General features: G+C 73.3%; 19 protein-coding genes and 2 pseudogenes. 13 read left to right on the top strand and 8 right to left on the bottom strand.

The features are described 5' to 3' along the window. Positions 1-231: 231 nt before the first annotated feature. Complete coding sequence (locus AB0D08_RS18050) at positions 232-1,137, top strand: LysR family transcriptional regulator (RefSeq protein WP_359889843.1); 906 nt, start codon at positions 232-234, stop codon at positions 1,135-1,137. 191 nt (positions 1,138-1,328) lie between these two features. Here the strand turns inward: AB0D08_RS18050 and AB0D08_RS18045 are convergent, their stop codons facing one another. After that, positions 1,329-2,462 carry an NAD(P)/FAD-dependent oxidoreductase gene (locus tag AB0D08_RS18045; RefSeq protein ID WP_359889840.1) on the bottom strand — a complete coding sequence of 378 codons (1,134 nt, stop codon included), beginning with the start codon at positions 2,460-2,462 and terminating at the stop codon, positions 1,329-1,331. Between the two features lie 109 nt (positions 2,463-2,571). On the opposite strand from AB0D08_RS18045, the gene AB0D08_RS18040 reads away from it, so the two are divergent. Beyond that, entirely contained in the window at positions 2,572-3,300 is a 729-nt protein-coding gene (locus AB0D08_RS18040) for a TetR/AcrR family transcriptional regulator (protein WP_359889838.1), read from the top strand. Between the two features lie 270 nt (positions 3,301-3,570). Here AB0D08_RS18040 and AB0D08_RS18035 read toward each other — a convergent pair whose 3' ends face one another. After that, positions 3,571-4,446 (bottom strand): LysR family transcriptional regulator, encoded by an 876-nt coding sequence (locus AB0D08_RS18035; RefSeq protein WP_359889836.1) that lies wholly within the window; start codon positions 4,444-4,446, stop codon positions 3,571-3,573. Positions 4,447-4,568: 122 nt separating this feature from the next. On the opposite strand from AB0D08_RS18035, the gene AB0D08_RS18030 reads away from it, so the two are divergent. Further along, positions 4,569-5,567: an NADP-dependent oxidoreductase gene (locus tag AB0D08_RS18030; protein ID WP_359889834.1), complete on the top strand. Its 999-nt coding sequence runs from the start codon at positions 4,569-4,571 to the stop codon at positions 5,565-5,567. A gap of 60 nt (positions 5,568-5,627) precedes the next feature. Here the strand turns inward: AB0D08_RS18030 and AB0D08_RS18025 are convergent, their stop codons facing one another. Next, positions 5,628-6,737 carry an NAD(P)/FAD-dependent oxidoreductase gene (locus tag AB0D08_RS18025; RefSeq protein WP_359889831.1) on the bottom strand — a complete coding sequence of 370 codons (1,110 nt, stop codon included), beginning with the start codon at positions 6,735-6,737 and terminating at the stop codon, positions 5,628-5,630. Positions 6,738-6,860: 123 nt separating this feature from the next. Here AB0D08_RS18025 and AB0D08_RS18020 point away from each other — a divergent pair, with 123 nt between their 5' ends. Both AB0D08_RS18020 and AB0D08_RS18015 read left to right on the top strand, forming a co-directional pair. Then, entirely contained in the window at positions 6,861-7,454 is a 594-nt protein-coding gene (locus AB0D08_RS18020) for a helix-turn-helix domain-containing protein (RefSeq protein ID WP_359889829.1), read from the top strand. A 535-nt stretch (positions 7,455-7,989) separates the two neighbouring features. Beyond that, complete coding sequence (locus AB0D08_RS18015) at positions 7,990-8,379, top strand: hypothetical protein (RefSeq protein WP_033822103.1); 390 nt, start codon at positions 7,990-7,992, stop codon at positions 8,377-8,379. Positions 8,380-9,062: 683 nt separating this feature from the next. Here AB0D08_RS18015 and AB0D08_RS18010 read toward each other — a convergent pair. After that, complete coding sequence (locus AB0D08_RS18010; protein WP_033822102.1) at positions 9,063-9,701, bottom strand: carbonic anhydrase; 639 nt, start codon at positions 9,699-9,701, stop codon at positions 9,063-9,065. A gap of 122 nt (positions 9,702-9,823) precedes the next feature. After that, positions 9,824-10,390, bottom strand: a complete 567-nt coding sequence (locus AB0D08_RS18005; RefSeq protein WP_033822101.1) for a DM13 domain-containing protein — start codon at positions 10,388-10,390, stop codon at positions 9,824-9,826. 202 nt (positions 10,391-10,592) lie between these two features. Between AB0D08_RS18005 and AB0D08_RS18000 the strand changes: the two genes are divergently transcribed. From AB0D08_RS18000 to AB0D08_RS17975, 6 genes and pseudogenes are all read left to right on the top strand, one after another. Then, a complete protein-coding gene (locus AB0D08_RS18000) occupies positions 10,593-11,348 on the top strand; it encodes a YbhB/YbcL family Raf kinase inhibitor-like protein (protein ID WP_359889827.1) in 756 nt (251 codons plus the stop codon). Then, complete coding sequence (gene egtA / locus AB0D08_RS17995) at positions 11,333-12,580, top strand: ergothioneine biosynthesis glutamate--cysteine ligase EgtA (protein WP_359889824.1); 1,248 nt, start codon at positions 11,333-11,335, stop codon at positions 12,578-12,580. The genes AB0D08_RS18000 and egtA overlap by 16 nt, the downstream gene beginning before the upstream one ends. Next, positions 12,577-13,923: an ergothioneine biosynthesis protein EgtB gene (gene egtB / locus AB0D08_RS17990; RefSeq protein WP_359889821.1), complete on the top strand. Its 1,347-nt coding sequence runs from the start codon at positions 12,577-12,579 to the stop codon at positions 13,921-13,923. Before egtA ends, egtB begins: the two co-directional genes overlap by 4 nt. Then, positions 13,923-14,666, top strand: a pseudogene (gene egtC / locus AB0D08_RS17985) (ergothioneine biosynthesis protein EgtC); the annotation flags it as partial. The gene egtB and the pseudogene egtC, both read left to right, overlap by 1 nt. Before the next feature lie 93 nt (positions 14,667-14,759). After that, positions 14,760-15,721 (top strand): annotated as a pseudogene (gene egtD, locus AB0D08_RS17980) (L-histidine N(alpha)-methyltransferase). 263 nt (positions 15,722-15,984) lie between these two features. Then, the gene (locus AB0D08_RS17975) at positions 15,985-16,977 is read left to right on the top strand and encodes an alpha/beta hydrolase (RefSeq protein ID WP_359889818.1); all 993 of its coding nucleotides are present in this window, start codon (positions 15,985-15,987) and stop codon (positions 16,975-16,977) included. Positions 16,978-17,067: 90 nt separating this feature from the next. On the opposite strand, the gene AB0D08_RS17970 is transcribed toward AB0D08_RS17975, so the two are convergent. Further along, positions 17,068-17,691: a TetR/AcrR family transcriptional regulator gene (locus AB0D08_RS17970; protein WP_359889815.1), complete on the bottom strand. Its 624-nt coding sequence runs from the start codon at positions 17,689-17,691 to the stop codon at positions 17,068-17,070. A gap of 112 nt (positions 17,692-17,803) precedes the next feature. Here AB0D08_RS17970 and AB0D08_RS17965 point away from each other — a divergent pair, with 112 nt between their 5' ends. Then, positions 17,804-19,354: an MFS transporter gene (locus AB0D08_RS17965; protein WP_359889812.1), complete on the top strand. Its 1,551-nt coding sequence runs from the start codon at positions 17,804-17,806 to the stop codon at positions 19,352-19,354. A 124-nt stretch (positions 19,355-19,478) separates the two neighbouring features. Here the strand turns inward: AB0D08_RS17965 and AB0D08_RS17960 are convergent, their stop codons facing one another. Further along, a complete protein-coding gene (locus tag AB0D08_RS17960; RefSeq protein WP_033822094.1) occupies positions 19,479-20,081 on the bottom strand; it encodes a TetR/AcrR family transcriptional regulator in 603 nt (200 codons plus the stop codon). 83 nt (positions 20,082-20,164) lie between these two features. Between AB0D08_RS17960 and AB0D08_RS17955 the strand changes: the two genes are divergently transcribed. Continuing rightward, entirely contained in the window at positions 20,165-21,046 is an 882-nt protein-coding gene (locus AB0D08_RS17955) for an NAD-dependent epimerase/dehydratase family protein (protein WP_359889809.1), read from the top strand. 150 nt (positions 21,047-21,196) lie between these two features. Here the strand turns inward: AB0D08_RS17955 and AB0D08_RS17950 are convergent, their stop codons facing one another. Continuing rightward, positions 21,197-21,763: a class I SAM-dependent methyltransferase gene (locus AB0D08_RS17950; RefSeq protein WP_359889806.1), complete on the bottom strand. Its 567-nt coding sequence runs from the start codon at positions 21,761-21,763 to the stop codon at positions 21,197-21,199. Between the last annotated feature and the right edge of the window lie 305 nt (positions 21,764-22,068).

Here is a 22,068-nt window from a genome sequence, read left to right as displayed (position 1 = left end):
CGCCGCGCCGGCGGCGCGGACCGCGTCCGCGGTGCGGTCGAGCAGATCGGCGTCGGAGAGGGCAACGTCAGTGGTGAGAAGCGATTCGGACATGGTGGTACTCCTTTGCGAGAAGGGGTGGTTGGGGCCGGTCGGGCCGCGCTGTGCGGTGCGTCCTGTGCTCTGGTATCGAAGGTATCCAGCCCCGGCATTACCTTCAAGTGCATGTCAAGCACGGCTAGGATGACTCCCATGCAACTGGATCTGAACCTGCTCGCCGCCCTCGACGCGCTGCTGGAAGAGGGGAGCGTGGCCGGGGCGGCCGCACGCCTCCACGTCACCGCCCCCGCGATGAGCCGGAGTCTGGGCCGGATCCGGCGTACGACCGGGGACCAGATCCTGGTGCGCACCGGCCGCACGATGACCCCGACGCCGTATGCGATCGCGGTCCGGGAACAGGTGCACCAGTTGCTGCACCAAGTTCAGGGAGTACTGGCTCCGAGCCGGGAACTCGATCTGGCGACGCTGGAACGCACGTTCACCCTCCGCTGGCACGATTCCCTGGTCGCCCTGAGCGGCCCCGCGCTGCTCGCAGCCGTACGCGAACAGGCGCCGGGCGTACGGCTGCGCTTCGTCGCGGAGTCGAGCGTCGACACGCCCGAGCTGCGGCGCGGCGAGGTCGACCTGGAGGCGAACGCCAACCGCCCGGGCGCACCGGACATCCGGGCCGAGAACGTGGGCGAGACCCGCCTCGTCGTCGTCGTGCGGCAGGGGCACCCCCTCACCCGCGTCGAGGCCGTCACCGCACAGCGGTACGCCGCCGGCGAGCACGTCACCGTCTCGCGACGTGGAAACTTCGGCAGCGCCCTCGACGACGCCCTCGCCCGGCTCGGCCTCACCCGCCGCGTGGTGGCGACCGCGCCCACCGAAGCGGCCGCGTTCGAGTTCGCGCGCGGCTCCGATCTGCTGACCAGCGTCCCCGAGGCCACCACGCGGTCCGCGGTCGCCGACCTCGGCCTGGTCGCCCTCCCCCTCCCCCTCGAACTACCCTCGGCACCCGTGTACCTGTCGTGGCATCAGCGCTACGACACCGACCAGGCCCATGCCTGGCTGCGCGGGCTGGCGCGAACCGCGCTGGCCGCGTGCGGAACGGCGTAGCCGGCGTCGTCCGGCCAGGCTGGGCCCGTACGTCCGCACGGCCTCGTCGATGCCGACCGGCGGGCCGTTGCGCAGGCTCCGCCGACGTCATACCACCCCTGTGCCGCGGCTACTGGTCCGGGCGACCCGCTCGTCGAGGGTCCGCCCGGTGATCTCTGCGGCGAAGTTCCTCTCTGTTCAGGCGATCTCCCTCACTCGGTCGGCTCCTGGCCACTGAGCAGCTCGAGCAGGCCGGCGGGGGCGTTGTCGCCGAAGATCAGCTGGTGGTTCCGGTCGGACTCCGCGGCGAACCGGGCACTGCGGGGAAAGAGGGCCCGCTCGTACTCCTCGAGGGCGGCCTCGACGTCGTCGGGATGTGCGGCGATGGCTTGGCCGAGTTCGGCGCCGTCGAACATGGCGAGGTTGGCGCCCTCCCCGGCAAACGGTGACATGAGGTGGGCGGCGTCGCCCAGCAGCGTCACTCCGGGAACGCGGTCCCACCGGTGGGCGATCGGCAGGGCACTGATCGGGCGCGGGGCGAGGGCCGTCTCCCCGTCAGTGATGAGTGCGGTGAGTTCGGGCGCCCATCCGGCGAACTCCGCCGCGACCTGGGCCGCCGCCGTGTCGGGCCCGGCGAGGATGGCGGCGATCCAGTCCTGCGGCTTGTTGAGGGCGACGTAGGTGTGAAGAACGGCGCCGGCCTCTCGGTGGCCGAGGATCCCCTTGCCTGCCGTGACGGCGAACAGGGAACCGTCGCCGGCGGCCTTGGCCGCCGCGGGGTGGTTCCGGTCGGCGTCGTACAGGTAGGTCTCGATGAACGACGTGCCGACGTACTCGGGCTTCGCGTCGGAGAGCAGCGGCCGGATCCTCGACCAGGCGCCGTCCGCGCCGACGAGGAGGCCGGTCGTCACGGTCGGCCCGTCGGCGAAGGTCAGCTCGTGCCTCCCGTCTCCGAGGGGGCGGACGCCGGTGAGCTTGTGCCCCCACTTGATCATCCCGTCGGGCAGCGAGTCGATCAGGATCCGGCGCAGGTCTCCGCGGAGTACTTCCGGGCGACCGCCCGTGCCGACGTCGGGCTGGTCGAGCAGTACCGCGCCGTGCTGGTCGAGCACGCGCAGGGCCTGGCCGCCTTCGTGGATGATCGCGCGGAACTCGTCGGTGAGGCCGGCCGCTTCGAGGGCGAGCTGCCCGTTGTACTCGTGGATGTCGAGCTGACCGCCCTGGGTGCGGGCGTCCGCCGATGTCTCGGCTTCGTAAATGGTCGCGGGGATGCCGTGCAGGTGCAGGACGCGTGCGAGGGTCAGGCCGCCGAGCCCGGCGCCGATGATCGTGACGGGAGTGGTCATGGTGTTTCCCTTTCGCTTGGACACCGCTCTACCTAGATACAGCGTTCGCAGTACCGCGCCACGATAGCATTACTGCGAACAGTGGACGCAGTAGCGAGGAGGAGAGCCGATGGACGACGTTCACACAGTGATCTGGAACCGGCCGGAGCGGGCCGCGAAAGGTCCCGCGCCGTCACGCACGCGGGCGGAGATCACCGGTGCCGCCATCGCGATCGCCGACGCCGAGGGCATCGAGGCGCTGTCCATGCGGCGCGTCGCCCAGGAACTGGGCACGGGCACGGCCTCGCTCTACCGCTACCTGGCGTCCAAGGACGACCTGCTCGACCTCATGCTCGACGCCGTGGCGGCCGAGGACGGCAGCCCGCCCGCCCTCACCGGCGACTGGCGCACAGACCTGCGGGGCATGGCCCATCGTTCCCGGGCTGCCTTCCACCGGCACCCCTGGATGACCTCCCTGGCGGCGGGGCGCCCCTCGCTCGGGCCGAACTCCCTCGACGCCATCGAGCACGCGCTCGCCGCCCTCGATCCCCTCGGCTTCGACATCGACGTCATGATCACCATCGTCAACACGGTGCAGGCCTTCGTCCGCGGCTACGCCATCGGCGAACTCGCCCAGCAGGAAGCCGTGCGACGCTCCGGAGTCGGTGTCCAGCAGTGGATGGACGCCCATGCGCCCTACCTCGACAACGTCGTCAAGAGCGGGCGGCATCCACTCCTCGCCCGGGTCATTCGTGATGCCGAGCTTCCCCACGCGGCCGACAGCGCCGAGCGCGGGTTCGAGCTGGGACTCGAACGACTCCTCGACGGATGGGAGGCCAACCTCCCGGCCCGCCCCTGACGATCCGCCAACCCCACCCGGGCGCCCACCGGGGAACCCCTGACGCCGGCCCCACACGCCGAACCTCCCGACGCGGCACAACTCCCGAACCGAACAGCCCAGGCCTGCACGGATCGGTGGACGCCTCGCCGCATCCGCCTGTCGGTCAGCTCGGCACCCCGGCCACGGGATCCGGTTCCGCATCGCCCCGGGCGGCGCGGGCCTGCTTCTTCGACCGGGCGGGCCACTCTGCGGACAGCGTCGCCGTGCGGTGGGAGAAGGGGAGACCGGTCAGGCTGCCGGGGCGGTCAGCGCGGTCCCGGCCACCAGCCGGAGGTTCCTGATCATCGGATTCGGGTCACCCTTGCGGCTGACCAGGACGACCTGGCTGGAAGGAGCGCCCTCGATCGGGACGGTGACGAGGTCGGGGCGCAGTGCGCTGCGCCGATCTCCGACCGGCAGCACGGCGATCGCCCTGCCGCTCGCGACGAGTTCGAGCTTGTCCTCGTAGCTCTCGATCGGTGGCACGCCGGCCCCGAGGATCCGGTAGGAGGTCCAGTCGGCGGTCTCGAACGCGCACGGCGCCGCCTCCTCGCCGGCCAGTTCTTCCGCGGTCACCGACGGGCGGTCGGCCAGGGGGTGGCCGCGCGGGACCACGAGCATCCGGGGCTCTTCGTACAGCGGGGTGGTGAGGACGTCGCCGGCGGCGAGCGGCAGCGGTGCCCGCGCGAACAGGGCGTCGACGCGCCGGTCGGACAGCGCCCCGACCTCGCGGCAGCTCAGGTACCGGGTGGTGATCTCGGCGTCCGGGTGACGGCGGCGCAGTTCCCGTACGACGGCAGTGATCACAAGGTCCTCGACGTAGCCGATGACGATTCGTTCGACCCCGGCTTCCTCACGCACGGTCAGCTCGGCCTGGCGGGCGGCCTGCAGCAGGGCATGGGCCCGGGGGAGGAACCTCTGGCCGGCCGGAGTGAGCCGGGTGCCCTGGGGTACGCGGTCCAGCAGTCGTGCACCGAGATACTTCTCGAGGCGTTGGATCTGGCGACTCAGCGCAGGCTGGGCCACGTGCAGGTCGGCGGCGGCCCGGCCGAAGTGCTGGTGCTCCGCCACCACGGTGAAGTAGCGCACCAGCCGCAGTTCCAGGTCCTGTCCGAGATCGTTCACGCTTCCAGCGTACGTGTCATGCCGTTTCGGAATGATCAGGTTGCCGAACCGGTCTTGGACGGCCGTGCCGTCCTGGGCCTTGACTGAAGGAGCAACGTTTCCCCGAGAAAGAGACAGACGCGATGAAGGCGATCCAGTTCCACGAAGCGGGCGGCCCGGAGGTTCTGCGGTACGACGAGGTGCCGGTTCCCGGGATCGGCCCGGGCGAAGTGCTCGTCCGGGTGCACGCGGCGGGCATCAACCCGCCGGACTGGTATCTGCGTGAGGGGATGAAGGTCATGCCGGCCGCGATGAGGCCGGCCCTGGAATTCCCTCTGATCCCGGGAACGGACATGTCGGGAGTGGTCGAGGCGGTCGCTCCGGACGTGCCGGGGTTCGCCGTCGGCGACGAGGTCTTCGGCATGCTGAGGTTCCCCGGATTCGACGGCCGGACGTACGCCGAGTACGTGGCCGCGCCGGCTTCGGACCTGGCTCACAAGCCGGCCGCCATCGACCATGTACAGGCGGCCGGGGCGCCGATGGCCGTGCTCACGGCCTGGCAGTACCTGGTTGATCTCGGCCATGACGTGCCGTCCGTCTTCACCGGTCAGGTGCACCGGCCGGTGCCGATCACGCCCGGGATGACCGTGCTGGTCAACGGGGCCGCCGGTGGAGTGGGTCACTTCGCGGTTCAGCTGGCGAAGTGGAAGGGGGCGCACGTTGTCGCGGTGGCCTCCGGGCGGCACGAGCAGTTCCTGCGCAAGCTGGGCGCCGATGAGTTCATCGACTACACCAGGACGCAGGCTGCGGACGTGGTCAGCGGTGTCGACCTGGTCATCGACGCCGTCGGCGGCCCGGACAGCTCACGCTTCCTGGCTGTGCTCAAGCGCGGCGGCACCATGCTTCCGGTGTTCTTCGCCCAGTACGACCCGGAAGAGACGGCGAAGCTGGGCATCACGGTCTCGACCATTCAGGTGCGGTCCAACGGCCCCCAACTCGCCGAGATCGGGCGCTTGTTCGACGAGGGCAAGCTGCAGGTCGGGGTCGACAGCACCTACCCGTTGCCCGAGGCGGGCAGCGCACACACGCGAGCCGCGCAGGGCCACATCCAAGGCAAGATCGTGCTGACGGTGGCCTCGTGATCGCCGGACGCCAGCGGGCGGTGGCGCAAAGGGCCGCGCGGCCGGGGCGGTGGAGTCGGCTCAGGAGGTCGCTGCGGGAACGAGGCGGTCGAGTCCCTGCGCGCTGCCAGTCGCGGCCTCGATCGAGCGCGGCAGCATGATGCTCTCGTAGGCGCGGAGGGCGTCGTCGACGCTGGGTTCGGTGACGAGGGCGTGGGCGAGGTCGGCGCCGTCGAGCATGGCGAGATTGGCGCCCTGTCCGGCCGGGGGCATCAGGTGCGCGGCGTCGCCGAGCAGCGTGACGCCGGGGACGTGCGCCCAGGTGTGCGGGGTGGGCAGGACGAACAGGGACCGGTTGATGAACCCGCTGTCGCTGTTGCGCAGGAGGTCGCGCAGGCTCTCGTCCCAGCCGTCGAACATCGCCAGCAGGTGCGTCCGTACGGCCGACCGGTCGCCGAGGTCGATACCGGCGGCCAGGTGCCAGTCCTCCGGGGCGCGGAACGCGATGTAGGCGCGGATGTGGCCGTTGCTGTTGCGCTGGGCGACCAGGGACCGGCCGGCGCCCTTCGCCAGCATCGATCCGTTGCCGACCAGCCGCGCGAGGTCGGGATGCCGGGTGTCGCAGTGGTCGAACCCGGTCTCGACGAAGGTGACGCCGGTGTAGCGGGGTGCGGCGTGCGACAGGGCCGGGCGGACCCGCGACCAGGCGCCGTCGGCGCCGACCACCAGGTCGAAGTCCTCGGCGGTGCCGTCATCGAGGAGCATCCGGCAGGTGCCGTCCGGCAGCGGGACGACCCTGCTGACGGCGCGGTCCCAGCTCACCGTGCCCTCGGTGATCGAGTCCAGCAGCAGGCCGCGCAGTTGGCCCCGGTCGATCTCCGGCCGGCCGCCGGTGGCGGACGGCCCCTGCTGCGCCAGGACGGCGGCGTCGGTGAAGTCGAGCACGCGCCACTCCTCTCCCTCGGGGCGGGAGAGGGCGTGGAAGCGGTCGAGGAGCCCCGCCGCTCGCAGGGCGGCCTGACCGGTGTCGGCGTGCAGGTCGAGGGTGCCGCCCTGCGGGCGGGCGTCGGCGGAGGCCTCGCGTTCGAAGACGGCGACGGAGCGGCCGTGTTGCTGCAGGACGCGGGCGCAGGTGAGGCCGCCGAGGCCGGCGCCGACAATCGCGATGCGGGGACCACGGGAAGGGTTCATAGGAGTGTCCCTCGGGAGGGGGTGAGCCGCCGGGAGGTCCGGCCCCACCAAGAAAGCACACTCACTCAATAAGTGCAACGACTCAACTTTTTCAGTCGATTCATCTTGGGGTACGGTGTGCGAGTGACCGAACCGACCGGGCGCCGCGAGCGCAAGAAGGCCCAGACCCGCCAGTCCCTGGCCGACGCCGCACTCGAGCTCTTCCTCGACCGCGGCTACGACCAGGTCGGCGTCAAGGACATCGCCGACGCGGCCGACGTCTCGGTGACCACCTTGTTCAAACACTTCTCCGGCAAGGAAGCCCTGGTCTTCGACCAGGACGACGACCTGGAGGCGGCGCTCGTTTCAGCCGTCCGCGACCGCACCCCCGGCACATCGATCCCACAGGCCCTGCGCGAGCACATCCTGCTGAACCAGACCCGGTTCGCCGTCCACGCCACGGACCCGCGGTTCGCCGACTTCACGCGCATGGTGCAGGAGACCCCCGCCCTGCGCGACTACGCCCACCGCATGTGGACGCGCCACGAAGCGGCCCTGGCACGGGCCATCGCCGAAGCCGCCGGCGCCCCCGAGGGCGACCTCGGCTGCGCCGCCCTGGCCCGCTTCGCCCTTGAGACCCGCGGCCTGATCCTGCGGCACGCCGAACCGAGCCGCGCCGCCGACGAGGCCTTCGCACTGCTCGAACACGGCTGGGCGGCCTCCCACCCGGCCAGCTGACCCGGCCCGCCGCGGAGCCCCGGTGTGCGCGGACGCGTCGCGAGCCCTCACAGGTTCGACCCGAGTAACTACGCTGTCACGCAAGCCGCCTGAAGCGGTATTCGGCCGGACAGCGCCCCTGAACGAGACCGCCCTCGATCGACCTCACCCGCACCTTCCTTCGCGGCAGGAGAGATCAAGCCGGCCGCAGCCATCCGGCTGTGCGCACGAGACGAGGACCTCCTCGACGGCGAGCGCGTGTTCTCGGCCGAGGGCGCGGGCTCCCCGGGTCCGGCCCATGGCCCGCACGCCGCGCCCTGACCTGCCCTCACCTCTGATGCGCACCCGGCAGGCCCACGGCGCGTGCGCGGACCGCTCCGGGCGTCGCCCTCCGGCAGCAACGCCCGGAGCAGTTACTCCCCGCGGCCCGCCCGGGTCGGACCGCGGCAACGGGACCCTGGCCGGTTTGCTCCTTGGAGGGCCCGGCCGCGCTGCGGTTTGCTCATCCCGACCGGTCCCATACGGAGGACCGGAAGAACCTGGGGGGACCACCGTCATGAACCGTACGATCAAGGTGCTCGCCACGCTCGCCCTGACCGGGGCAGCCGCCCTCGGCGTGACGTCGCAGGCGTCCGCCGACCCCAACCCGAACAACCACGGCTCGGCCCCGCAGTGGATCCGGCTGAACACCAGCTACCACGCGCGTGTCTTCGGCGACGCCACCCAGAACTACCCGACCAGCACGCTCCTTTCGAACGGCGACTTCGCCTGGGCGGACTGCTGGGTGGCTGGTGACTACGTCGGCACCGCCGGCAACGTCTGGTACCACACCACGTACGTGAACCAGGGCGGCCGGACCACCGGCGTCGGGTCGTCCTGGACCTTCGCACCGTTCGTCGACGGCGCCGGAGCGTTCCACGCCGTACCCGGCGTGCCCCACTGCTGACAACCGGCACCCCGCACCGGCCCCGCACCCCGTCGCCGGAGTGCGGGGCCACCTGCACCCCCGGGCGCGCGCCGCGGCCACCTGTACGTAGAGCTCCCGGGTTCGGCTACGGGACGTCGCCCGGCAGCTGGTGGCCTGCGAGCGGGCCTGGGAGGTGACCCGGGGCACCATCCCCGCCGAGTACCGCCGCCGCTTCTGACCTACGCCCTCATCCACAGCGGCTGCCGGGCGCGCCAGCCGATCACAGGCATGCCCGCACGCGGCACCAACCGGCCCACCTCCAAGGTCAAACGGAAATGGGCCGAGAGGAAACACGACCGCTTGACCGGGGAGAACTCGGGAGCCTGCCGCCGGGCCCGGAGGCGCTGCACGACGCGGCGGCCGCGGAGCGGGTGGGCACCGACGGACATCTCGGTGTGGTTGAGCGAGCGTCGGGCGGGTGGGCGACCCTGGCTGAGCTGGCGGCACGAACCGGCCGCAGCGTTCCGTGGGTCACGGTAGGACTGCGCACGTGGCCTGGCCTCGCCGGCTGCCCGCCCGCGGGCAGCGATGGCTGCCGACGGCCCGGACCGGCTGCGGCCCCTCATCCGGGTGGGCCCAGCTGGGCCGGGCCCACCCGGCGGCCACGGTGCAGCACCGGTCGTGGCGGGGTTTCGAGCGGGGCCCGCGGTGGTCGCCGCGGCTCAGACCGGCAGGTCCGCCGTGTCCAGGCCGCGGGCCGCGACCACGTGGGCGCTGCCGTCGACCAGCCGGTAGGACAGGCCGACGACGGCGGTGCGGCCGGCCTCGACGGCGTCGGCGAGCGCGCGGGAGCGGTCGAGCAGCAGGTCGACGGTGTGCCGTATGTGCTCGGCGATGAAGTCGGCGTCCTCGGTGTGTCCGGCGGCGCGGGAGGCCAGCACGCTCGGTGTCACGCGCTCGATCACGTCCCGGACGTACCCGTCGGCGGTGGTGCCGTCCTGGACGGCGGCGCGGGTCGCGGCGACGGCGCCGCAGGAGTCATGGCCCAGCACGATCACCAGGGGGGCGCCGAGCACGCCCACGCCGTACTCGATGCTGCCGAGCACCTCGGATCCCACCACGTGTCCGGCGGTCCGGACCACGAACAGGTCGCCCAGGCCGCGGTCGAAGATGATCTCCGCGGCCAGCCGGGAGTCGGAGCAGCCGAACAGCACCGCGAACGGGCTCTGGCCCGGGGCGGTCTCGGTACGCCGGGCGGCGTCCTGGTTCGGGTGCTCGGGCGTGCCTTCGACGAACCGGCGGTTACCCGCCAGCAGCATCGCGAAGGCATCGTCGGGCTTGGTGATCGGGGCGTTGTCCATGGCGGCAGCCTACGATCCCGCTCACCGCGCAGCCTGCCGGGGTCGGCTTCCGCCACCGCCCTGCCGGGCCGACGGTCGGCGGCCGGGGCCCGGTGGGGCCCCGGCGAAGCCGCCGGCGCGCCTCAGAGCGCGGTGAGGTCGGCCGCTCCGAAGCCCACCGAGAAGCGCTTGCACCAGATGACCGCGCTGTGGACGGCGGCGAGGTCGGTCCCGGGCGGGATGGCGTAGTTCTGGTTCCCGTGGTTGCCCTTGAGGCGGTCGAGCTCGATCGGCCCGTCGCCGAGGCTGCTCAGGTGGGACTGCTCGGCCGGCAGGGTAGAGAGGTAGACCCGGACGTCGGGGCCCTCCGAGGTGTCGAGGTCCTCCAGGCGCAGCACTGCGGTGCCGTCGGGGAGGCGGACGATACGCGCTGTGCCCGTGGTGGTGTGCTCACCGGACCGGAAGCTGCCACGGGCGAGGTCGACGGGCTGCGCGGGGGCCGCCGCGGCAGTGGCGGTGGGTGCGGGGGCCGAGGCGGCGGGAGCAGCGGCCGGTGCGGCGGGAAGCGCCTCGTTCACGGTGGTGTCGGTGAAGGCCTTCCACGGTGCGAAGAGGTACAGGCCGAAGCCGGCACCGAGCAGGACCATGGCGGTCACCGCTGCCAGCGCGGGGCGAAGGACCCGGCCGGGCGGGCGAGGGGCGTCGGACATCGTTGGCTCCTGCGGTCGGTCGGCGTTGCACGTACGGTGCCAGATCTACCGCAGCGCGACGGCGCCCACCAGGATGGCCGGGCACCGGTCACAGACCCGTAAGACGTCGGACGTCCTCGCCGTGCTGCGGGCGGGGTGGGGTTAGCAGTCCGTAAGACGTCCGGACCCGGTTGCGCGCCGTTCCCGTGCCTAGGGTGTGGCCATGAACGCTCGCCACCTCGGGGCCGTCGCCGTCGTCGCGGCCCTGCTGACGTCGGCCGCGTGTGCCGCACCGTCGAAGTCGGCGCCGCAGGCGCGGCGGCCACCCGGCTCGGGTACGGCGTCCGGCCCGTCGGCCCCTCCGGCCGGGCCGGGCGGAGCGCCGCCCGTGCTGGCTCTCACGCGGGGGCAGGGCTTCGACGCGTCGGGCGCATTCGTCGCGCAGATGACCTGCGACGACCCGGGCGACTACTCCCCCGGCCTCGGAATCGCGGATCCCCCGCCCGGGACCGCCGAACTCGCCCTGTCCATGGTCGACTTGAACGATCAGCGGATCCACTGGCTGCAGCTCGGGATTCCGGTCCGGACCACCGCACTGACTGCGCACCACCTCGTCCCCGGCGCACGGGAGGCGCTCAACGACCTGGGCGAGGCCACCTACGACGGGCCCTGTCCCCCGCACGGGGAGACCCACCGGTACCAACTGACCCTGTACGCGCTCCCCGTGGCCGTTCCCGCGTCGTTCGGGAAGGACACGCCCCCGCTCGCGACCTTGCAGGAGCTCCGGGGGAGGGCGCTCGGATCCGCCCGGTTCGTCGCCTCGTACACGCGGCACTTACCGCACTCCCCCGCGCTCCCCCGTTCACCGTCCCCGCCACGCGATGGCCCGCCACGCGGTGGCCCATCGGGCCGGCTGCCCGCCCGCGCCCGCACCCACACCGCCCCCCGAACGAGAGGCCCACCATGGACACGCTCCTGACGGAGACCCAGGCCGAGGAGTACCTCCGCGGTATCTGCTTCAAGACCGGCCCGCCCGGCCGCGTCGGCATCGAACTGGAGTGGCTGGTGCACGACCGCGCCGACCGCACCCGTCCGGTCCCGACCGCCCGGCTCGACGCCGCTCTCGCGGCCGTGGAGTCCGCCGGCGGACTGCCGTACCGGTCCGGGCTGACCCTGGAGCCGGGCGGTCAGATCGAGCTCAGCACCGGGACCGCCACCGCCCTCGCCGACTGCGTACGGTCCACCGCCGCGGACCTGGAGGCGCTGCGGGACGCGTTCTCCCGCACCGGGCTGGAACTCACCGGCCGCGGGCTCGACCCGCACCGGGACCCGGCGCGGCTGCTGGACCACCCGCGCTACCGGGCGATGGAGCAGCACTTCGGCGCACGGGGCCCGTGGGGCCGGATGATGATGCGGGCCACCGCCTCCGTCCAGATCAACCTCGACAGCGGCGACGACACGGACGGCATCACCGGCTACCGCCGGCGGTGGACACTGGCGCACCGGATCGGCCCGGTCCTGGTCGCCGCGTTCGCCAACTCCCCGCTGTGGCACGGCAGTCCCACCGGCTGGCGGTCCACCCGGCAGCAGGTCTGGGCGAACGCGGACCCCGCCCGTACCCGGCCGCCCGGGCCGGGACCGGATCCGCGCGGTTCCTGGGCCCGCTACGCCCTGGACGCCCCGCTGTTGTGCCTGCGCCGTACCGCGCCCGCCACCTGGGCGGCGCCGACCGGCCTCACCTTCCGCTCCTGGCTGCGCGGTGGGGCGGCCGAGCGGCCACCCACCCTGGACGACCTGGACTACCACCTGACCACGCTGTTCCCGCCGGTCCGCGCGCGCGGCTGGCTGGAGCTGCGGATGGTCGACGCCCAGGCCGGCGACGGCTGGATCGTCCCGGCCGTCCTGGCGGCCACGCTGCTCGACGATCCGGCGGCGGCCGAGGCCGCCTGGCAGGCCACCGCGCCGCTCTGCCCGGGCGGCGCCGACCGGCCCGACGACGGGACGTGGCTGCGGGCCGCCCGGCTCGGCCCCGCCGACCCCGAGATCGGCAAGGCCGCCCGGCTCTGCTTCACCGCCGCCGTCGCCGCGCTCGCCGATTCCGGCGCCGACCCCGACGGCCGGCTGCGCGGCGCCCTCACCGCGTACGCCGACCGCTACACCGAGCAGGGCCGATGTCCCGCCGACGACCTCCTGGAAGGACCGGACCAGTGAACGCCCACCCCACCCCCGGCGACGCCACCACCGCCCTGGCCTCCTCCCGGCAGCGGACACTCGCCCTGACGGACTGCCTGGACGAGGACGAACTGCTGCGCCAGCACTCCCCGTTGATGTCACCGCTGGTCTGGGACCTGGCCCACGTCGGGAACCAGGAGGAGATCTGGCTGGTCCGCGAGGCAGGCCGACTCCCCGCGCTGCGCCCCGACCTCGACCGGCTCTACGACGCCTTCCGGCATCCGCGGGCCGCGCGTCCCGCGCTCCCGCTGCTGCCGCCGGACGCTGCCCGCCGGTACCTCCGCCAGGTCCGCGAGCGGGCCCTGGAGGTCCTGGACGCCGCGGTGTTCGATACGGAGGACGGCCGTTCGGCCGACGGGCAGGACCCGCTGCTCGCAAGGGGATTCGTGTTCGGGATGGTCGCCCAGCACGAGCAGCAGCACGCCGAGACCATGCTGGCCACCCACCAGCTGCGCTCCGGGCCCGCCGTCCTGGACGCCCCGCCGCCACCGCCCGCCGGCCCCGACGCGACCGCCCTGCCGCGCGAGGTGCTGGTGCCCGGCGGCCCGTTCACCATGGGCACCGACACCGATCCGTGGGCACTGGACAACGAACGGCCCGCCCACACCGTGGACCTGGCACCGTTCTGGCTGGACACCGTCCCGGTGAGCAACGCCGACTACCAGGAGTTCATCGAGGACGGCGGCTACGCCGACCCACGCCGGTGGAGCCCGCAGGGCTGGGCGCACCGACAGCGGGCCGGCCTGGAAGCACCGCTCTTCTGGCAGCGGGACGGGCGGGCCTGGCTGCGCCGCCGCTTCGGCCTCACCGAACCGGTGCCACCGTCGGAGCCGGTCCTGCACGTGTGCTGGTACGAGGCCGAGGCCTACGCCCACTGGGCCGGCCGGCGACTGCCGACCGAGGCCGAGTGGGAGAAGGCCGCCCGCCACGACCCGGCCACCGGCCGTTCCCGCCGCCACCCCTGGGGCGACGCCGACCCGGCCCCGGACCACGCCAACCTCGGCCAACGCCACCTGCAGCCCGCCCCGGTCGGCAGCTACCCGGCGGGCGCCGCGCCGTCCGGCGCACGGCAGCTGATCGGCGACGTCTGGGAGTGGACCAGCAGCGACTTCCTGCCCTACCCGGGCTTCACCGCCTTCCCCTACCCGGAGTACTCCGAGGTGTTCTTCGGCCCGGACTACAAGGTGCTGCGCGGCGGTTCGTTCGGCGTGGACCCGGTCGCCTGCCGGGGCACCTTCCGCAACTGGGACCACCCGATCCGCCGGCAGATCTTCAGCGGTTTCCGCACCGCCCGCGACGTCACCCCCGGCGAGGCACGCTGATGTGCCGCCATCTCGCCTACCTCGGACCGGAGACCGGCGCCGCCGCCCTGCTGCTCGGCCCGCCGCACGGCCTGTACGCACAGTCCTGGGCGCCCCGGCGGCAGCGGCACGGCACCGTGAACGCGGACGGGTTCGGCCTCGGCTGGTACCCGCCGGACCCGGACGAGCCACCGGCCCGCTACCGGCGCGCGGTCCCGATCTGGGCCGACCCCAACCTGCCCGACCTCGCCCGCACCGTCCGCACCCGGGCGCTCCTGGCCGCCGTCCGCTCGGCCACCGAGGGAACCGCCCACGACGAAGCGGCCGCCGCCCCCTTCCGCGACGGGCCGTGGCTGTTCAGCCACAACGGGGCCGTCCCCGACTGGACCAGGCTGCCGGCCGCACTGGGAGCGGAGTGCGGGCTCGGCCCCGCGGACCTGCTCGCGCTGGAGGCACGCAGTGACTCCGCCCTGCTGTGGGCGGTCCTCTGCCACCGGCTGCGCCGCGGCGAAGCGGCCGCCGCGGCACTGGCAGCCGTGGTACGGCAGACCGCGGCCGCCCGCCCCGACGCCCGGCTCAACCTCCTGCTCACCGACGGCCGCACGATCACCGCCACCCGCCACGGCGACACGCTCTGGTACCGGACGGCCCCCGACAGCGTGCTCGTCGCCTCCGAACCGGACGGCGAAGGGGCCTGGAGGGAGGTTCCCGACCACTCCCTGCTGGTCGCCGTCCCCGGCCGCGTCCGGGTGACCCCGCTGCGGCCCGCCGCACCACTCCCGTCCGGCACCACCGAGAACCGCACCAGCGAGAACCGCACCACCGAGGAGCGCAGCACGATGATGACGAACCGCTTCATGCTCGACCACCGGCTCCCCCAGGACCACCTCGCCACCACGCTGCGCGCCGACGTGCTGCACGGCCTGTCCGCCGCACCCAGGACGCTGCCGTCCAAGTGGTTCTACGACGCCCACGGCAGCGAACTCTTCGAGCAGATCACCCGCTGCCCGAGTACTACCCGACCCGCGCCGAGCAGGAGATCCTCGCCCGGCGCGCACCCGAGATCGCCGCACTCACCCGGGCCCGCACCCTGGTCGAGCTCGGCTCGGGCTCCTCCCGCAAGACCCGCCTGCTCCTGGACGCGCTCACCGCCGCCGGGACCCTGCAGCGCTACGCGCCACTGGACGTCAGCGACTCCGCGCTCGCCGAGGCCGGGGAGGCACTCTGCCGCGACTACCCCGACCTGCAAGTCGCCGCCACCGTCACCGACTTCGAGCACGACCTGGCCCTCGGCGACGAACCGGGTCCCCGCCTGCTGGCCTTCCTCGGCAGCACCATCGGCAACCTGGACCCCGCCCAACGCCGGTCCTTCTACACCACGCTGCGGCACGCACTCAGCGGCGACGACGCCCTGCTGCTCGGAGCCGACCTGGTCAAGGACCCCGGAACGCTGATCCGCGCCTACGACGACGGCCGAGGCGTGACCGCGGCCTTCAACAAGAACGTCCTGAACGTCCTCAACCGCGAACTGGGCGCCGACTTCGACCCCGCCGCGTTCGACCACGTGGCGGTGTGGAACGAGGCCGCGGAGCGGATCGAGATGCACCTGCGCTCGCGCACCGCCCAGACGGTCAAGATCCCGGCCGTGGACCTGGTCCTCGAACTCGCGGCCGAGGAGAGCGTGCGCACCGAGATCTCCGGCAAGTTCCGGCGCGAGGCACTCACCGCGGAGCTCGCCGCCGGCGGCTTCACCGTCAGCCACTGGTGGACCGACCGGTCCGCCCGCTTCGCGCTGCTGCTCGCCGTCCCCACCCGCTGACCGCAGGGTCGCCGCCGGGTCCTGCGGTCCGAACCCGGCGGCCCCGAGGCCCTCCGGGCCTGGCCGGGCGTCACCGACCCACGCCTCGGCGGCGGGTGAGGCCGGACAGCAGAGGAAGCCGCGGCGGGCCGTGCCCGTCCGGCCGGAGGCGTCGGTGCCGTTGTTGCCGTTGTTGCCGGAACGGCAACGTTTCTCGCGTCGAGCAGCCGGTCCGACGCATGATCGGCGGGTATCCGCGGCCCCTGCGAAGCAAGGAGAAGTCCATGCATCAGCGCACCCAGTCCGCCGGCCTCCGGCACCGCACCATCGACGCGCCCGCCGGGCGCCTGCACCTGGTCGAGCAGGGAACCGGCCCGCTGGTCCTGTTGGTCCACGGCTTCCCCGAGTCCTGGTACTCCTGGCGCCACCAGCTCCCGGCCCTCGCCGCGGCAGGATTCCGGGCGGTCGCGCTCGACGTGCGCGGCTACGGCCGCTCCTCCCGGCCGGCCGCGGTGGACGCCTACCGGATGCTCGATCTGGTGGAGGACAACCTCGCCCTGGTACGAGCCCTCGGCGAGGAGCAGGCGGTGATCGTCGGACACGACTGGGGCTCCAACATCGCGGCGGCCTCCGCCCTGCTCCACCCGGACGTCTTCCGGGCCATCGCCCTGCTGAGCGTCCCGTACGCGCCGCCGGGCGGCCCCCGCCCCAGCGACGTCTTTGGCCGGATCGGCGGCCCCGAGCAGGAGTTCTACGTCTCGTACTTCCAGGAGCCCGGCCGCGCCGAGGCGGAGATCGAGCCGGACGTCCGGGGCTGGCTCGCCGGCTTCTACGCGGCGCTGTCCGCCGACACCATGCCCGCCGGGGACCGGCCCGACCCGCACTTCGTGACCCGCGGCCACGGCCAGCTGCGCGACCGTTTCCCCGTCGGCGAGCTCCCCGCCTGGCTCACCGAGGACGACCTCGACGTCTACGCCGGGGAGTTCGAGCGCACCGGCCTGACCGGGGCCCTCAACCGCTACCGCTCCATGGACCGCGACTGGGAGGACCTCGCGCCGCACCGCGGGGCCCCGATCAAGCAGCCGTCCCTGTTCATCGGGGGCGCCCAGGACGCCTCCACGACCTGGATGGCCGACGCCATCGACGCCTTCCCCAGCGCCCTCCCCGCCCTGGCCTCCTCCCACATCCTGGACGGCTGCGGGCACTGGATCCAGCAGGAGCGCCCCGACGACGTCAACCGGCTGCTGACCGGCTGGCTCGCCGCCCTCCCGGACTGAACCCCCGGGGGGCCGGGCCGCTTCGACCGCCGGCGGCCGGAGGCAGCGGGTACGCAGCGGGGGCTGCCGACGCCCGGACGATCACAGTGGTCACAGGCCTCGCGCGACGGCCGACAGGACCGCGGAGAGCGCCACCCGGACCTCGGCGTCGGGCAGGCCCCGCAGCGGCCCCTCCACCAGCAGATCCGACAGACCGTGGACCGCGGACCAGGCCGCGTACTCGGCGCCCGGGCGGCGCCCGGCCGGGACGGCGCCGCACCGGACCAGGTCGTCGAGGTGGGAGGACAGGATCGCGAAGGGGTCGGCGCCCGGTCCGCCGCCGACCGCCTCCTTCCGTGGGGGCGCGACGGCGCCGCAGAACGCGGTTCGGAACCAGCCCGGTTCGGCGATGGCGAAGTCGACGTAGGCCTCGCCGATCGCCGACAGCCGCGCCCAGGCGGTCCGCACCTCGTCGGCCTGCCCCTGGTCGGCCAGGTCGACGGCGCCGGACCGGCTGATCATCAGCCGCCCCAACTGCTCCATGCAGCGCCCGGCGACCGCCGCCAGCAGGTCCTCGCGGTTGGCGAAGTGCCGGTAGGCGGCGTTGTGCGAGACACCCGCCTGTCGGCTGACGGCCCGCAGGACCACCGCGGCGGGCCCGCCGGTCCGCGCGAGGTCCACCCCGCCGGCGACCAGGGCCTCACGCAGATTGCCGTGGTGGTAAGCCCGGCTCATGGCCATTTCTCCCTCCCCCCGGTGTTGACAATGTCCACTTTGCAGTGGAATGCTGGCAAATGTCCATATGTTCCCGCTGTCAACATCGGCCCCCACCCGGTCGGAGGCAGTCATGCCCCACCGCCCCGCACCCCGTCGTTCCCTGGCCCTCGCATCCGTCTGCCTCGCGGCCTTCGCGATCAACCTGGACACGACGATCGTCAACGTCGCCCTCCCCGACCTGGGCCGCCAGCTGAACGCGACGACCCGCGACCTCCAGTGGATCGTCGACGGCTACAACCTCGCCTTCGCCGCCCTGGTCCTGACCGCCGGCTCGCTCGGCGACCGGTTCGGCCGACGACCCGCACTCCTCGCCGGACTCGCGGGCTTCGCGGTCACCAGCACGGTGGGGGCCGTCGCCGGGTCCTCGCAGGCGCTGATCGCCGTCCGCTTCGCGATGGGGGCGTGCGCGGCGGTCATCTTCCCGACGACCCTGTCCGTCATCACCAACTGCTACCCGCAGCGCGGCGAACGCGCGAAGGCGGTGGGGCTGTGGGGCGCGGTCACCGGCCTGGGCGTCGCCATCGGCCCGGTGGCCGGCGGGCTCCTGCTCGCCCACTTCGCCTGGCCCTCGGTCTTCCTCGCCCTCGTACCGGTGGCGCTGATCGCCCTGGCCGCCTCGTGGCTCTGGGTACCGGAGTCCCGGGACCCGTCGAACGCGCGCCTGGACCCGCCCGGACTGCTCACCGCGTCGGCCGCCGTCGGACTCCTCGTCTACACCATCATCGAGGCCCCGAACCGCGGTTGGAGCGCGCCCGCCACCCTCGCCGGCTTCACGGGCGCCGCCGCCCTGGCGGTCCTGTTCGTCGTGATCGAACGCGGGCGCCGCCACCCGATGGTCGACGTCGCCCTGTTCCGCACCCCGGCCTTCTCCGCCGCCAGCGCCGCCGTCACCGTCGCGTTCTTCGCCCTCTTCGGCTTCATCTTCCTGGTGACGCAGTACTTCCAGTTCATCCGCGGGTACGGCGCCCTCGCCACCGGGGTGCGCATCCTGCCGGTCGCCCTGACCATCGCGCTCGGCTCCCTCGGCGGCGTCGCACTCGCCGCACGAGCCGGAACCCGCGCGGTCGTGACCACGGGCCTCCTGCTCCTCACCGCCTCGTTCGGCTGGATCGCCCTGTCGCCCGCGTTCCAGCCGTACGGCCAGATCGTCGGCCAGATGGTCCTCATGGGGCTGGGGCTCGGCCTGACCACCGCACCCGCCACCGAATCGATCCTCAGCGTCCTGCCACCGGCCAAGGCCGGTGTCGGATCGGCCGTCAACGACGCCACCCGCGAGACCGGCGGCACCCTCGGCGTCGCCGTCATCGGCAGCATCTTCACCTCCCTCTACGCCGCCCACCTGGCGTCCACGGCCTTCTCCACGCTCCCGGCCGAGACCACCACGGGAGCCGAGGGATCCGTCGCGGCAGCCCTGCACACCGCGGACTCCTCCGGAGGGACGGCCCGACAGCTCCTGCGGGCAGCGGTACAGAGCTCCTTCATGGACGGGTTCCACCTCGCCTGCACCGTCGCGGCCGGCATCTGCCTGCTCGGCGCCGCGGTCGCCCTGGCCCTTCCCGGCGCCCGCCCGCGGCCCACCGGCCGCGAGGCACCGCAACCCGCGGCCACGCTCACGCGGTGACCGTGGTCATGCGGGCCGCGCCCGTTGACGGGTGATCACCGGCCGGCGGTCACAGTCCCGACCGGCACCGGCACCCCGGCCTCGGCCCACTCCGGCCCGGCGATCCGCTCCGGGCCGACCACGCTCAATGGGCGGGCAGGTCGTCCGACCAGGCCAGTGTCGCGCCGGCCGCGCGCAGTTCGCCCAGGGCCGCCAGGGTGTACCCGGCGAGTTCCTCGTAGGCGTCGCGGTCACCCTCGGACCACTCGGCGAACCCTCGCTTGAAGGCGAGGACGCCCAGCTCACCGGCCAGCGCCGCGGTCGGGTCGGGGACACCGCGGGCGACCAGAGCCGTCGTCATCGCCGCGGCGAGGCCGACGCTCTTGAGCGTGTCACGCTCCTGGAGTTCGGCACAGGCGGCGACGACGGCCTTCACACGCGGGGCGAGTTCACGGTTCATCGGCCCCATCGCACCCGAGGCACGTTCGAGACCAGCGGCGATCGCCTCGATCGGCCCGGCGCCGGCGGGCGCATCGGCGATCCCCTCGGCCAGCAGCCGGCTCAGCGTGTCCTGCCCGGCCACCAGCAGTTCGCGCTTGTCGGGGAAGTGCCGGAAGAACGTGCTCTTTGTGACCCCCGCGCGCTCGGCGATCTGCGTGACGGTCGTGACGTCGTACCCCTGCTCGGCGAACAGGTCGACAGCGGCCACGACGAGACGTTCGCGCGCCCCTGGTTCCCACCTTCCCATGGGCCAATCCTAGCCGATGGGACTTTTGTCCCATCACCTGTAGAGTGATGAGACAAGAGTCCCATCACTCGAGGGAGTTTCCCATGCGCGTTTTCGTCACCGGTGGCACCGGACTGATCGGGGCCGCCGTCGTCGCGGAGCTGCTCGGCAACGGCCACACCGTCCTCGCCCTGGCCCGTTCGGACGCCTCCGCGGCGGCCGCCGAGGCGGCCGGCGCCGAGCCCCTGCCCGGAGCCCTCGCCGACCTGGACGTCCTGCGGACCGGCGCCGCCCGCGCCGACGGGGTGATCCACCTGGCGTTCGGCCACGACTTCAGCAGCCGCGACGCCGTCGCGAAGTCCGTAGCCGAGGAGAGCGCCGCCCTCGCTGCCCTCGGCGAGGAACTGGTCGGCAGCGGCCGTCCCTTCGTCACCGTCGCGGGTACGCCCCTGGTACCCGGCCGCGCCTCCGTCGAGACCGACCCGCTATTGACCGACGGGCCGGTCGGCGGCCGCGGCCTCGCGGTCAACGCGGTCCTGGGCCTGGCCCCGCGCGGGGTCCGCAGCACGGCCGTCCGCTTGCCGCGCACGGTGCACAACCAGGGCAGCGGCGGGTTCGCCGGTCTGCTGACCGACATCGCGCGCCGCACCGGCATGTCCGGCTATGCCGGCGACGGCACGCAGCGCTGGCCGGCGGTGCACGCGCTCGACGCGGCCGTCCTGATCCGGCTCGCCCTGGAACAGGCCCGGGCCGGCACCTCCTGGCACGCCGTCGCCGACGAGGGGGACGAGGTGCGCGACATCGCGGCGGTCATCGGCCGGCGCCTGGGCCTGCCGGTCGCGTCGGTCCCGGCGGAGACCTACGGTCCCCTCGCCCAGATCTTCGCGAACGACCAGCCCGCGTCCAGCGCCCACACCCGGCAGGTGCTCGGCTGGGAGCCGAAGCACCCCGGCCTCCTGGCGGACCTGGAGAACCTCCGGCCCTGACGGGAAGCCGGGCCGGTCCCGCGCTGCGGCACCCGCGCAGGCGGCGCGGGACCGGCCCGGTGCCGGTGGCCTGCGGCGCTCCCGCCGGGTGCGTGGGCGCCGCCGTCCGCACGGCTGACCGCGCCGAACTGCGTTGGCAGGGGCCAGTGTTCAGCCGAGCGAGCTGTCGGCTTCCCGCGACTGGAACACGAGGGAGCTCCACCGGACGCCGTCGCGGCCGTGAAGATCGGGACGCTCGCTGCGGTGAACCGTCCGCAGACCACAGGCAGCACCCAGCTCGGCCGTCTCGGCGGCGGACACGTCGAACATGTGGCGGCCCTCGGGCACGGGCCCGTGGCGCAGATTGACGAAGAACCGGCCGCCCGGCACGAGCAGCGCGGCGATCCTGGCCATGGCGCGTCGGCGTTCCGCGGCGTCCAGATGCATCCACACCGCGGTGGCGAAGACAGCGTCGAACCGGCCCGGGTGGCGGCTCAGCGTCAGGTCCGGAAGAACGTCGTCGACCCAGTCGATCCCGCTCCCCGCATGGATGCGCTGCCCGTGCGCCCGCAGCTCCGCCGTCGGCTCGACGGCCACGACGGCATGTCCACGGGCCACCAACGCGGCGGCGTCGCGCCCGGTCCCCGCGCCCACATCGAGGATGCGCCCGGCCTCCGCAGGGACCAGCCGCAGGACATCGCCGTGGACCTCGCCGAAGGTGACCTCCTCGTACTGCACGGCCAGCGCGTCCGCCGCCTCGGCATAGCCAGCAGTCCCCCTGACCGGGCCCGTGCCACCCCCGACCGGTGCCAGTTGATCACTCATGACCGAAGGCTACTGAACCGGAAGCCCGACTCGACGGGCCCTCCTGTGCCCCGTCGTCGATCGCACGGACCCGCGCGCATCTCACCCGGCCGGCGCCGACCGGCCGGGCGGTCGCGGATGCCCAGCACCTGCTGGACGTCACGCTCCCCGGTTCCCTGCTCGACCTACTGCGCCACCGGAACGGCGCACCGACCCGCGGACGCCGTCCTGGCCGACGC

This window comes from Kitasatospora sp. NPDC048540 (assembly GCF_040651175.1).
Classification (GTDB): domain Bacteria; phylum Actinomycetota; class Actinomycetes; order Streptomycetales; family Streptomycetaceae; genus Kitasatospora.
This window is presented reverse-complemented; position numbering and strand designations above follow the sequence as displayed.